Source organism: Streptomyces sp. RLA131, from assembly GCF_056270125.1.
This window is the reverse complement of sequence record NZ_JBWDOQ010000002.1, coordinates 2,232,061-2,244,666: the sequence shown is the minus strand read 5'-3', so window position 1 is coordinate 2,244,666 and position 12,606 is coordinate 2,232,061. Positions and strand designations below refer to the sequence as shown.

Sequence of the window (12,606 nt, the reverse complement as noted above, 5' to 3'; positions counted from 1 at the left end):
TCATGTCTGCTCCCGTGAACCAGTCCGTCCGCACCCCGCTGCCCGTGCTCGGCCGCGATGTCCTCGTACCGCTGGTGACCGGCGGCGAGGTGACGTACGCGGCCCTCGACTACGCCGCCAGCGCCCCCGCCCTCCAGCGGGTCTGGGACGACGTCGCCGCCTACGCGCCGTACTACGGCAGCGTGCACCGGGGGGCCGGGTACCTGTCGCAGCTGTCCACGGACCTGTTCGAGCAGAGCCGGCGGACGGTGGCGGAGTTCCTGGGCTGCCGGGAGGACGACCAGGTGGTCTTCACCCGCTCGACGACGGACTCGCTGAACCTGCTGGCCGCCGCCGTCCCGGCCGGGACCCAGGTGTACGTCTTCGAGACCGAGCACCACGCCGCGCTGCTGCCCTGGCGCGACACCGACCTGACCTGCCTGCCCGCGCCGCGCACCCCCGGCGAGGCCGTCGCCGTCCTGACCCGGGCGCTGGCGGCCGGCCGCGATCAGGACCGTCCGGCGCTGGTCTGTGTGACCGGCGCGTCCAATGTCACCGGCGAGCTGTGGCCGGTACGGGAGCTGGCCGCCGCCGCGCACGCCCACGGCGCCCGGATCGTCCTGGACGCCGCCCAACTGGCCCCGCACCACCCGGTGGACGTGGCGGAGCTGGACGTGGACTGGGTGGCCTTCTCCGGCCACAAGCTCTACGCCCCGTTCGGTTCGGGCGTGCTCGCGGGGCGGGCCGACTGGCTGCGCGCCGCCGAGCCGTACCTCGCCGGCGGCGGTGCCTCGCGCCGGGTGGCACGGGGCGAGGACGGCCGGGTGGACGTCGAGTGGCACGAGACCGCCGCCCGGCACGAGGCCGGCTCGCCCAACGTCATCGGCGTCTACGCCATCGCGTCCGCGTGCCGCGCCCTCACCGAGGCCGGGTTCGAGGACCTCGTCGCCCGTGAACAGGACCTCGTCGCCCGGGTGCGGGCCGGTCTGGCCGAGGTGCCGCAGGTGAAGGTGCTCTCCCTCTTCGGTGACGACGCCCCGCGCGTCGGCGTCATCTCCTTCGTGGTGGCGGGCTGGAACAGCTCGCACTTCGCGGCCGCGCTCTCCGCCGAGTATGGCATCGGGGTCCGCGACGGCCTGTTCTGCGCCCATCCGCTGGTGCGTACGCTGCTCGGCGACCGCGACGAGCCCGGTGACTGCGGTGGCGACGCCACCCTCAACGCCATCCGGGTCTCCTTCGGCGCCGGCACCCCCGACGAGCACGTCGACCGGTTCCTGGCGGCCGTCGCGGAGCTGGTACGCGACGGAGCCGCCTGGAACTACCGCACCGAGGAAGGCCGTTGCGTGCCCGACCGGGGCTGACTCAGGCGTCCAGGCCGATGGAGAACGCGGCCTCCAGGTCGTGCTGGGAGTAGGTGCGGAAGGCCACATGGGTATCGGTGGCCTCGACGCCGGGGATCTTGCTGATGCGGCCGGGGATGACGTCGGCCAGGTCGTCGTGGCGGGCCACCCGGACCATGGCGACCAGGTCGTAGGTGCCGGTCACGGAGTAGACCTCGCTGACCCCGTCCAGGGCGGCGATGGCCTCCGCGATCTCGGGGATACGGTCGACGCTGGTCTGGATGAGGACGATCGCGGTGATCACGGCTGAAGATCTCCTTGGGTGGCCGAGGGTGCGCCCGGCGGGGCGGCCTCAAGCCTATGCGGTCGCCGGAAGCAGACCCAGGTGCACAGGAATCCGAAGACGAACCCGATGACATGTGCAAGGTAGGCGACCCCGGGGCCCTGCTGGCTGATCCGGGCCGCCAGCCACTGCAGGACGAACCAGAAACAGAGCACCATCCAGGCGGGGAAGCGCAGCGGCAGGAAGAACAGGAAGGGGAAGAGGCTGGTCACCCGGGCCCGCGGACAGAGGAACAGATACGCCCCGAGCACCCCGGAGATCGCCCCGGAGGCGCCGACGAGGGTCTGCGTCGAGCCGGCGTGGGCCAGGGCGTAGCCGTAGGTGGCCAGATAGCCGGCGGCCAGGTAGAAGAGCAGGAAGCGTGCCCGGCCCATCCGGTTCTCGACGTTGTCGCCGAAGACGTGCAGAAAAAGCATGTTGCCGAGCAGATGCACCCAACTGCCGTGCACGAACAGGGCGGTGAGCACCGAGAGCACCGGTGACTTGGTGAAGTCCGGGGTGGGGCAGCCGTGCGGGAGGGTCAGCCGCGCGGCGGGCAGCCGGCCGTTCCAGAGCTCGTCGGGGATCACGCCCCAGTGGGCGAACCAGACGGCCTGCCGGCACACGGCCCCGGTCGCCGGGGGTCCGGCCAGGAAGACCAGTACGCACAGTCCGATGAGGGTGTACGTCACCACGGGTGTGCGGCGGACCGGGTTCTTGTCGTACACCGGGATGACCATGGACCGATGATGACGGAAGGGGTGTAAGGGGCACAGGGTGCCTCGCCGCAGCGCAATGGACGGTCCAGGCCTTAGGGTGGCCGGAAACCAGAGCCGGTTCTTTCCGGACAGTACGAAAGAGGTCCCTGCGATGCCGGTTCCCCTGCCGACCGCGACCACGCGGTGGCGCTGCACGCTCTGCGGCAATCTGACCCGGTTCGACGTGACCCGCTCCAGCAAGGTCGTGGAGTTCGTGCATCTGGATCTGGCCGGTGAGCCGCGGATCGAGGAGACCGAGGTCGTGCACGAGACCGTCGAGTCGGTGCGCTGCCGCTGGTGCAACGCCGTGGACCAGGTCGAGCTGGTCGACCGCCCGGACGTGTCGGAGCCGGAGTCCGCGCAGGGCTGATCCTGCGGGGACAATGGTTACGAACGGGAAATGGCGTACGGGGAGGCGCCGAGGATCGGACGGGAGTGACGGGTGGACCGGACCGGCGGTGAGCCGCAGGCTGATGAGCTCGACGGTGGTGTTGTCGGGCATGCCTCCGACCCGCCCGCCGAGTCGCTGGACCGTCCCCTCCCGGAGGGCGTACGGCACCGGGTGGTGGCCCTGGCGGCCGACGCGTTCGGCGGGCTGACCCACGCCGAGCTGCCGTCGCAGCTGCGGCCCTACGCCCGTTTCACCCCCAGCCGGCGGGCGAAGTTCGCGGCGACCGCGCTGGCGACCGCCCTGGAGAGCGATCCGGCCTTCCGGCAGCGGATCGCGACCCGCTTCCGTGAGGCGCAGCCGGAACTGGCCGGCGCCCTGGAGTCCGGCACGGTGCCGCCCGCGGTGGATCCGCTGGACGTGGCGGCGGCGGCCTATCTGCTGCGCCCGACCGGCTGGTCCAAGCTGGTCGCGGCGGCCGGCGAGGAGGTGCAGCGCGCCCACGCCGAACGGGCCGGGGAGGAAGCCGCCCGTGAGCTGGCGCAGCTGCGCGAGGAGCTCACGGCGGTACGGGAGCAGTCCAGGACCGAGGCATTGAGGGCCCGGGCCGAGCTGGACGCGGCCCGTAAGGAGTCCGAGTCGCTCCAGCGCAAGCTGCGCAGTGCGGCCAGCGACGTCAAGCGGGCCGAGGCGGCGCTGCGCAAGGTGGAGCACGAACTGGAGGACGTCCGCGCGACCGGAGCCGTCGACCGGGCCGCCGCCGAGGGGGAGTCGCGGCGGCTGAAGTCCCGGCTCGCGGAGGCGGAGGCGGCGGTGGAGGCGGGCCGCAGGGCCGTGCGGGAGGGCCGCAGCGTGGAGGACGTACGGCTGCGGCTGCTGCTCGACACGGTGCTTGACGCGGCGTCCGGGCTGCGGCGCGAGCTGGCGCTGCCGCCGCGCGACACCATGGGGATCCTGCCGGCCGACACGGTGGACGCGGCCAAGCCGGGTTCGTTCAGCCCGAAGGACATCGCGCGGCGCGCCCTGTCCGAGAACGACCCGGCGCTGCTGGACCAGTTGCTGGCGCTGCCGCAGGCGCATCTGGTGGTGGACGGCTACAACGTCACCAAGACCGGGTATCCGGCGCTGCCGCTGGAGAAGCAGCGGCTGCGGCTGCTGGGCGGGCTGTCGGTACTGGCCGCGCAGAGCGGCGCCGAGATGACGTGTGTCTTCGACGGGGCGGATCTGGACGCGCCGGTGCTGCTGGCGCCGCCGCGCGGAGTGCGGGTGCTGTTCAGCAAGGCGGGCGAGACCGCCGACGAGTTGATCCGGCGTCTGGTTCGGGCGGAACCTCCCGGTCGTCCCGTTGTGGTCGTTTCGGCCGACCGTGAGGTTGCCGACGGAGTGGCGAAGGCCGGGGCGCGTCCGGTCGCTTCGACGTTGCTCCTGAAGCGACTTGCGCGCGTCTGATTCGGTTCTGATTCGGTTCTGACATCAACTCAGCGTGAGGCGATCGGTACTGGGCGTGTGATCTTTGTAAAGAAAACGCGTTGCGCCTTAGTTTTTACACACTTTGATTTGAACCGATCACGGGATGGTCACTAAGGTCAGGGCTCGTACCTCCGCGAGTTCGATCATCCATCCAGGATGGTGGCGGGGGTCCCGCCGAATCCGAAGTGCCGCGCCAGTGTGCGCTTTGGAGCCGGGGAAGGAACCACGTTCCCGGGGATGCCGGTAGGCGGCTGTAGGAAGAAGGAGCTCGCCTCCGTGGCGTCCCACCGTCGTCCCAAGCCGGCCAGTCGCACCCGGGTCACCGTACTCACCGCGACCGCCGCGGCAGCCGTCGCACTGTCTGCCCAGGCCGCGCAGGCTGCCCCTGCCAAGCAGTCCGTCAAGAGCGTCAAGGCACAGGTCGACAAGCTCTACGACGAGACCGAGCAGGCGACCGAGAAGCTCGACGGCGCCAAGGAGAAGCAGCAGAAGCTGCAGAAGCAGGTCTCCGAGATCCAGGACGAGGTGGCCCGCGAGCAGGCCGGTCTCAACGACCTCCAGGACGAACTGGGTTCGCTGGCCAGCGCCCAGTACCGCAGCGGCGGCATCGACGAGTCCGTGCAGCTGCTGCTGTCCGCCGACCCGGACGACTACTTGGACAAGGCCTCCACGCTGGACCAGCTGAGCAGCAAGCAGGCCGACGCGCTCAAGCAGATCGCGTCCAAGAAGCGTGCCCTGGACCAGCAGAAGGCGGAAGCCGCCGACAAGCTCCAGGAGCTGGACGAGACCCGCACGGTGCTGGCGGACAAGAAGAAGGAGATCCAGGCCAAGCTCCAGAAGGCGCAAAAGCTCCTCAACACCCTCACCTCCGCGCAGCGCGCCGCCATCGCGAGCCGGGACGCGGCCGCCGCCAGCCGCGCCTCCTCACGGGTGAGCCTGGGCAGCGACTCCTCGGCGACCGAGCGTGCCGCCGCGGCCCTGAGCGCCGCGAAGACCAAGCTCGGCTCCCCGTATGTCTACGGCGCCTCCGGCCCCAGCTCCTTCGACTGCTCCGGCCTCACCTCCTGGGCCTACGCCCAGGCCGGTGTCTCCATACCCCGGACCTCGCAGGCCCAGGCCGGCGCCGGTACGCACCTGACGATGAGTGAGCTCAAGCCGGGCGACCTGATCATCTTCTACGGCGACCAGCACCACGTCGGCCTCTACGCGGGTAACGGCATGGTGCTGCACGCGCCGCGCACCGGCACGGTGGTCAGGTACGAGGCGATCAGTGACATGCCGTTCCAGTTCGGCGTCCGGATCTGACACAGCCGACGGATCTGACGTACCTGACGTATCCGGCGAATCCGGCACGACGCGGGGCCCGTTCGGGTGATGACGGGCTGTCGCGGTACGGCAGGTGACCTGCGCGGGAGACCGGGCGGGCGCCGCAGGTGGACGCGCGGTCTTTGAACTCCCCGTGTGCGGCTGACTACTGTCAGATGCCGTGGCATCCCATCGACGCACCTCGCATCCGGGCCTCGCCGCCCGCACCTCCCGCGTCACGGTCCTGTCCGCCGCCGCGGCGGCGGCCGTCGCGGCACCGACGACGACGGCCCTGGCACAGCCGGCGGACACCTCCGCCGATGTCGCCACCCGGGTCGACCGGCTCTACGAGCAGGCCGAGCAGGCCACCGAGCGCTACAACGCCGGTCACGCCCGCGCCGAACGGCTCCGCCGCGAGGTCAACGTCCTGCAGGACGAGGCCGCGCGCGGCCGGCAGCGGGTCAACCGGATGCTGGAGGGGCTCGGTACGCTCGCCGGAGCCCAGTACCGCAACGGTGCCGTCGACCCGACGCTGGCCCTGATGCTCTCCGCCGAGCCGGACGACTACCTCGACAAGGCCGCCGCCCTCGACCGGATCGGCAGCCGCCAGGCCGAACAGCTGAGGCAACTCGGCGATGCCCGGCGGGGCCTCGACCAGAAGCGCACCGAGGCCATCCGCAAGCTCGACGACCTGGACCGTACGCGGCAGGCCCTGCGCGAACGCAAACGGGCCGTGCAGAGCAAACTCGCCACCGCCCAGCGGCTCGTCAACTCCCTGACCGCCGACCAGCGGGCCGGGCTCGCCGCCCGCCTGCAGGAACGCGCCTCCCGCTCCGGCCGCGCCATGGACCTGCACCTGCCCGACCTGGCCGCCGCCTCCGGCCGCGCCTCCTCCGCGGTGGCCGCGGTCCGCGCCGCAGTCGGCGCCCCCTACGCGTGGGGCTCCGCCGGTCCCGGCGCCTTCGACTGCTCCGGGCTCATGGTCTGGTCGTACCGGCACGCCGGCATCGCGCTGCCCCGCACCTCGCAGGCCCAGCAGCACGCCGGGCAGCGGGTGCCGCTCTCCCAGGCCCGGCCCGGGGACCTCGTCATCTACCGCGGCGACGCCAGCCATGTCGGCATGTACGTCGGCGGCGGACAGGTCGTCCACGCCCCCTACCCGGGGGCGCGGGTGCGCTACGACCCGGTCGGCATGATGCCGATCTCGGCGGTCACCCGGCCCGCGTAGCGCCCGCCGGCCCCCGGCCTCGTACGATCGGCCTCGTGAGACGCGTCCTGACGGCCGTGGGGCTGGCCCTCGCGCTGCTCGGCTCCGGGTGCGGGGCCCGGCCCGCGCAGGAGGGCGTACAGACCATGCTCGACCGGCACGCGGCGGCCGTCCTCGGGCACGACGAGACCGCCTTCCTGGCCGACGTCGCGCCCGCCCGGCGCACCGCGCAGCGCCGGGTGTTCCGGAACCTGGCCGCGATGCCGCTCGCCTCGTGGTCGTACCGGCTCGTCCGGCGCAGCGGTGACACCGCGAAGGTCCAACTGCGCTACCGGCTCCGGGGCTACGACGCGGTGCCCGTCACCTCCGCGCTGTCGCTCGGCCTGGTCCGCGACGGCAACCGCTGGCGGATCGCCACCGGAACCCCGGCGAACCTGTGGGACCAGGGCGCCCTGAGGGTCGCCAGGGGCACGCACAGCCTGGTGCTGGGGGTCGGGGCCCCGCAGGCCTCGCTGAAGGCGTACGCGGCCGATGTGGACCGCGCGGTGACGGCCGTGAGCGGCGTGTGGGGCGAGCGCTGGACACGCCGCGTGGTGGTGGAAGTGCCGGGCTCGCTGCGCGACATGGCCGCGCTGCTGGACGCCTCCCCGACGGCCTACGAGGGCATCGCCGCCGTCACCACCGCGGAGCTGCGGGCGTCCGGGGCGTCCGGGACCTCCCCGGCAGGTGTTCCGGCGGACCGGGTGGTGGTCAACCCCGAGGCGTTCGGCGAACTCTCGGCGCTCGGCAGGCGGGTCGTCCTCACCCACGAGACCACGCATGTCGCCACCCGCGCCGCCACCACCGGGGCCACCCCGCTCTGGCTCTCGGAGGGCTTCGCCGACTGGACCGGCTACCGGGGCACCGGCCGCACGCCCCGCCGGGCCGCCCCCGAACTCGCCCGCGACCTCGCCGCCGGCCGGATACCCCGGGCCCTGCCCTCCGACGCCGACTTCGCCACCACGGCCGACGGCCTCGCCCAGTCCTACGAGGGCGCCTGGCTCGCCTGCCGCCTCATCGCCGACCACTGGGGCACCGCCCGCCTCACCGCGCTGTACCGCGCGGTCGGCAACGGCAACGGCAACGGCAACGGCAACGGCACCGGCCTCGACGCGGCGCTGCGCCGTACGCTGGGCACCGGCACGAAGGACTTCACGGCGCGCTGGCGCGCCTACATGGAGCGGGAGTTGGGATGACCACGCCCGAGGACAGCACGACGGCCCAGCCGGACCCGGGCCAGGGCGTGGACCCGGGCCAGGGCGTGGACCCGGGCCAGGGCGTGGACCCGGACCCGGACCCGGACAGGGTGCGGGGCCTCGGGGATGACGGGGGAGCCGACTTCACGCCGGAGGAGGTTGCCCGGGGGCGGGCTCTGCGGCGGGCTCAGTCGCCGGCCGTGCTGGGCGGGCGGGCGGCCGGGCTCGCGCTGTTGCTGGGGCTGGGCCTGACGCCTGCCGGGGCCTGGTTGACCGGGTTGTCCGGCGACAACTGGGCTCTGCGGGTCCTCGGCGGCGGCCTGGCGCTGGTGGTGCTGCGCACGCTGCTGTCGCTGCCGTTCGCGGCGCGGGTACGGGTCGTCAGGGCCCGCTTCGGCCTCGTCACCCAGGGCTGGGGCGGCTGGACGGTGGACGTGGTGCGCGGGCTGCTGGTCTCCGTACCGCTGGTGCTGGGGGCCCTGTACGGGGTCTACGCCCTCGCGGGCACGAGCAGCCGATGGTGGGCGTGGGCGGCTCCGGTGGCGGCGCTGGCGGCACTCGTACTGTCCTGGCTGGCGCCCGTGCTGCTCGAACCGCTCTTCAACCGCTTCACCCCGATGGAGCCCGGCCCCCTGCGGGACGCCCTGCTCGGCCTCGCCGAACGCGACCGGGTCCGGGTCCGCGAGGTGCTGGTGGCCGACGCCTCCCGCCGTACGACCGCCCTCAACGCCTATGTCTCCGGCTTCGGCCGTACCCGCCGGATCGTCGCCTACGACACCCTGCTCGCCACCGCCGATCCGCGCGAGGTCGAGCTGGTGGTCGCCCACGAACTCGGGCACGTCAAGCACCGGGACGTGCTGCGCGGCACCCTGCTCGGCGCGGTGGGCGCGGCGGCGGGCGTCGCTCTGCTGGCCGTCGTCGTCTCCTGGCAGCCGCTCCTGGACGCCGCCGGGGTGTCCCGGTTCGCCGACCCGCGCTCGATGTGGCTCCTCGCGGCGGTGGCGGCCACCGGCTCCGCGCTGGCCGGGCCCGCCGGGTGCGCGCTGAGCCGCCGCGTCGAGCGCCGCGCGGACGTCCACGCCCTCGAACTCACCGGCGACCCGGACTGCTTCATCGCCATGCAGCGGCGGCTGACCGTCGCCAACGTCGGCGACCCCGAGCCGCCCCGGCTGCTGCACGCGCTGTTCGGTACGCATCCGACCCCGGCCGGGCGCATCGCCGCCGCACGGCGGTTCTGACCCGGCGCGGCGCGGCGCTGGTGCCGCGCGGTGACGCGGCGCCGCGTCAGCCGCCGAGCTCGGCGAGGGCCTCGGTCAGCCAGGCCCGTTCGGCCCGGCCGGTGGCGCGGGCGACGCGGAGCATGCCCCGGCGGAAGGGGTCGGGGGTGTCCTCGGCCCGTAGCGGCGTGCCGGATTCGTCGTAGAAGAAGCTGGCGGGGGTCTGCAGGAAGTCCAGGCGGCGCCGGAGGACGGCGGCCTGGGCGGCAGGGTCGTCGAGGTGGCGGAGGAAGGCCAGCAGGGTGTTGAAGCGGGTCTGGTCGGTGATCTCGACGGGCTTGGGGTCGCGGAGCCGTTCGCGCAGCCGCGCCCGGCCCGCCGGGGTGAGGGTCAGCACCCGGCGGGTGGCGCCGCCGGTGCCGGGTTCGGCGTGCTCGTCGAGCAGGCCCGCCTTCACCAGCCGGGCGATGGCCGGGTAGAGGGCGCCGTCGCTCACCGGGCGTACGTGGCCGCTGAGTCCGGCGATGCGTTCCCGCAGCTCGTATCCGTGCAGCGGCTCCTCGTGGAGGAAGCCGAGAATCGTCAGCTCCAGCACAGCGGCGGTTCCCTTCGTGCTTGCGCGGGGTGCGCACCTCATGTTACCTCTAATCGCGGTACCTCGAATCGAGATACCGCGAAACGAGGGGGCGGACATGGCGGACACCGCGGATGCGGCGGATGCGGCGGATACAGCGGATACGGCGGACATCACGGACGACGACGGGCCCATGGGGCCGGCGGCACACCGCAAGCGGTTGCTCGCGCTGGCGTACCCGGTCTACTCGGAGCTGCTCGCCGGGGTGGTCACCGGGATCATCGACATGCTGTGGGTGGCCCGGCTGGGCGGGGCGGCGGTGGCGGCCGTCGCGGTGGCCACGAACATCGAGAACGTGCTGCTCGGCGTGATCATGCTGGCCGCGTACGGCACCACGGTGCTGGTCGCGCGTGCCGCCGGGGCCAGGGACGCGGGCGCGGTCCGGTCGGCGGTGCGGGGCGGCTGGGCGCTGTGCGCGCTGGTCACCCCGGTCGTCGCGGTCGGCGGATACCTGCTGCGCGAGCCGGTCGCCGGGCTGGTGCTGGGCGGCCGGGAGGGTCCGGCCCTGGCGCTGACGGCCGACTTCCTGGCGGTCTCGCTCCCCGGCGTCGCCGTGTTCTTCGCCCAGAACATGGTCGACGGCATCCTGAAGGGCACCGGCGACACCCGCACCCCCATGCGGCTGGCGTTCCTCGCCAACGGGCTGGTCTTCGCGCTCGACCCGTTCCTGATCCACGCCTACGGCGTACGGGGCGCGGCCCTGGCCACCGTCGCCGGGCGCGGCGTCGCGCTCGCCGCCGGCCTGGCCCTGCTGCGCCGCAACCGCACCCTCCGCGAGGCCGCCGGGGCCCGCCCCGCCGAGCCCACGTTCACCGCGCTGCGCGGCACCGCCCGCACGGGGCTGCCCATGTCGGCCGACTTCCTGGTCCGGATGGCGGGTTCGCTCGCCATGGTGGCGATCGTGGCCCGGCTCGGGGTCACCCCGGTCGCCGCGTACGGGATCGCGGTCAAGGCGATGTACGTGGCCACGATGGCCTTCTACGCGATCCGGCAGGCCGCCGCCATCCACACCGCCACCCGCCTGGGGGCCGGACACCACGAGGAGCGGTCCACGATCGGCCGTCAGGCCGTGCTCACCGGGGGCGTCACGGGCCTCACGGCGGCGCTGGTGCTGCTGGTCACCGCCCCGTACCTGATGGCCGCCTTCGGCGCCGGAGCGCAGGTCGCCGCGCAGGGCACCCTGCTGCTGCGCTGCCTGGCCGGGTACCTGGTGCCGCTCGCCTGCTACATCGCGCTGGGCGGCGTCTTCCAGGGCAGCGGCGGCGGCTCCGCCCTGGCCCGCGTCACCGTCATCGGCACGGCCCTCCAACTGCCCCTGGCCTACGCGCTGTCAGGCCTCGGTCTGGCCGGGGTCGCCCTCGCGCTCACGCTGAGCGCGGGGACGCAGTGCGCGGCGGTGCTGGGGCTGTTCGCGGCGCACGGCAAGGGCGGGAGGGGCGGGGGAGGGGCCGGGGGTCACCAGGTGAGGAGCCGGTCGCTGTCCGGTTCCGGGCTGTCGGGGTCCTGAGCGGAGTCGTCGGCCCCGGCGTGGTCCTCCTGCGGCACGGTGCGGACGGCGGCCACCCACAGGCGGCGGCAGGCCATGAGGGAGGCGGCGACCAGCAGGCCGTTGCGCACCACCAGCAGCGTGATGCCGAGGCTGTTGCTGACCACCACGTCGGAGAAGTGGGCGGGGAACTCGTAGAAGGTGAGCCCGGTCGCCACCAGGATCAGCATCGTGGGCAGCGCCATGACGCTCGCGCGCACCGTCAGCCCGGCGGCGGCCATACCGACGAGCCAGATCATGTACTGCGGGCTGATGACCCGGCTGGTGGTGGTGAAGAGCAGGACGGCGGTGAGGCCGGCGTCGAAGGGCGTCGCCGCGGTGAACGTACGGGCCATCAGCCGCCACAGCACCAGCCAGCCGAAGGCGATCCCGGTCAGCGCCAGGGCGACCCGGCTGACCAGCTCGACATACGGCCCGAGGAACTCCACCGAGCCGTAGTTCAGCAGCACCTGGCCCTGCCAGCCGTGGTGGCGGGCGATGTGGAAGACCAGCGACCCGAGGGACTCGACCTCGGTGCCGCGCTCGCCCTGGAAGGTCAGGAACGCGAACGCGCCCGGCATGACGGCGAGGAAGAACAGCCCGATGGCGGCGGCGGTCCCGGCCGCGGTGCCCCACACCCGGCGGGTGCGGTCGCGCGGGGTGCCGATGAGCAGCAGCGCGGGCCACACCTTGAGCATCGCGCCGAAGCCGGCCAGCGCCCCGGAGATCCGGGGCCGCCGGGCCACGGCCAGCAGTGAGGCGACGGCGACGGCGGTCACCATCAGGTCGTACCGGGCATAGGCGGTCGGGCCGAGCAGCGGCACACCGGCCAGCCACACCCAGGCGCCGAGCAGGCGCCGGCCCTCCTGATTCCCGGCCCGCAGCAGCAGGGCGAAGGTGACGGCGTCGGCGGCGCAGCAGAGCCAGAAGAAGGCCGTGGTGTAGCCGAGGAAGGGCAGCAGCGCGGGGGAGAGCACGGCGAGGGCGGCGGCCGGCGGGTACTGCCAGGTCACGTCGGACTGCGGGAAGGTGCCGGTCTTCAGCACCTCGTACCAGCCGTGGTAGATCGAGGAGACGTCGGAGGTGACGTCGAGCGGTGAGACGGTGATCACCTTGAACACCATCAGCAGCAGCAGACCCCGGGTCGCCACCCAGACCGCGACCGGGAGCAGCCTGCCGACGACGCCTGTCATGTCCACCCCTGTCCGAACCTCACCCGATGCTTG

Annotated in this window: 12 protein-coding genes; 8 read left to right on the top strand and 4 right to left on the bottom strand. The window is 73.2% G+C overall.

The features are described 5' to 3' along the window. Positions 1-2: 2 nt before the first annotated feature. Positions 3-1,340 (top strand): aminotransferase class V-fold PLP-dependent enzyme, encoded by a 1,338-nt coding sequence (locus tag RWE79_RS11185; protein WP_475939891.1) that lies wholly within the window; start codon positions 3-5, stop codon positions 1,338-1,340. 1 nt (position 1,341) lies between these two features. On the opposite strand, the gene RWE79_RS11180 is transcribed toward RWE79_RS11185, so the two are convergent. Together RWE79_RS11180 and RWE79_RS11175 are read right to left on the bottom strand one after the other, a co-directional pair. Then, the gene (locus RWE79_RS11180) at positions 1,342-1,623 is read right to left on the bottom strand and encodes an Lrp/AsnC family transcriptional regulator (protein ID WP_475939890.1); all 282 of its coding nucleotides are present in this window, start codon (positions 1,621-1,623) and stop codon (positions 1,342-1,344) included. Beyond that, positions 1,620-2,381 carry a rhomboid family intramembrane serine protease gene (locus tag RWE79_RS11175; RefSeq protein ID WP_475939889.1) on the bottom strand — a complete coding sequence of 254 codons (762 nt, stop codon included), beginning with the start codon at positions 2,379-2,381 and terminating at the stop codon, positions 1,620-1,622. Before RWE79_RS11175 ends, RWE79_RS11180 begins: the two co-directional genes overlap by 4 nt. A 130-nt stretch (positions 2,382-2,511) precedes the next feature. Between RWE79_RS11175 and RWE79_RS11170 the strand changes: the two genes are divergently transcribed. The 6 genes from RWE79_RS11170 (at position 2,512) to RWE79_RS11145 (ending at position 9,242) form a co-directional block, all read left to right on the top strand. Beyond that, positions 2,512-2,769 (top strand): hypothetical protein, encoded by a 258-nt coding sequence (locus RWE79_RS11170; RefSeq protein ID WP_475939888.1) that lies wholly within the window; start codon positions 2,512-2,514, stop codon positions 2,767-2,769. A 72-nt stretch (positions 2,770-2,841) separates the two neighbouring features. Beyond that, positions 2,842-4,236, top strand: coding sequence for an NYN domain-containing protein (locus tag RWE79_RS11165; protein WP_475939887.1), 1,395 nt, complete (start codon positions 2,842-2,844; stop codon positions 4,234-4,236). Positions 4,237-4,533: 297 nt separating this feature from the next. Further along, complete coding sequence (locus tag RWE79_RS11160) at positions 4,534-5,562, top strand: C40 family peptidase (protein WP_475939886.1); 1,029 nt, start codon at positions 4,534-4,536, stop codon at positions 5,560-5,562. Between the two features lie 181 nt (positions 5,563-5,743). Then, entirely contained in the window at positions 5,744-6,790 is a 1,047-nt protein-coding gene (locus RWE79_RS11155) for a C40 family peptidase (RefSeq protein WP_475939885.1), read from the top strand. 35 nt (positions 6,791-6,825) lie between these two features. Further along, positions 6,826-8,004 carry a hypothetical protein gene (locus tag RWE79_RS11150; protein ID WP_475939884.1) on the top strand — a complete coding sequence of 393 codons (1,179 nt, stop codon included), beginning with the start codon at positions 6,826-6,828 and terminating at the stop codon, positions 8,002-8,004. After that, positions 8,001-9,242 (top strand): M48 family metalloprotease, encoded by a 1,242-nt coding sequence (locus RWE79_RS11145; protein ID WP_475939883.1) that lies wholly within the window; start codon positions 8,001-8,003, stop codon positions 9,240-9,242. The genes RWE79_RS11150 and RWE79_RS11145 overlap by 4 nt, the downstream gene beginning before the upstream one ends. Positions 9,243-9,288: 46 nt before the next feature. Here the strand turns inward: RWE79_RS11145 and RWE79_RS11140 are convergent, their stop codons facing one another. Continuing rightward, positions 9,289-9,816 carry a PadR family transcriptional regulator gene (locus RWE79_RS11140; RefSeq protein WP_475939882.1) on the bottom strand — a complete coding sequence of 176 codons (528 nt, stop codon included), beginning with the start codon at positions 9,814-9,816 and terminating at the stop codon, positions 9,289-9,291. 172 nt (positions 9,817-9,988) lie between these two features. Between RWE79_RS11140 and RWE79_RS11135 the strand changes: the two genes are divergently transcribed. Further along, positions 9,989-11,362: an MATE family efflux transporter gene (locus RWE79_RS11135; RefSeq protein ID WP_475945746.1), complete on the top strand. Its 1,374-nt coding sequence runs from the start codon at positions 9,989-9,991 to the stop codon at positions 11,360-11,362. Here RWE79_RS11135 and RWE79_RS11130 read toward each other — a convergent pair. Then, positions 11,311-12,573 carry a glycosyltransferase 87 family protein gene (locus RWE79_RS11130; protein ID WP_475939881.1) on the bottom strand — a complete coding sequence of 421 codons (1,263 nt, stop codon included), beginning with the start codon at positions 12,571-12,573 and terminating at the stop codon, positions 11,311-11,313. The genes RWE79_RS11135 and RWE79_RS11130 overlap by 52 nt on opposite strands. Positions 12,574-12,606 lie beyond the last annotated feature (33 nt).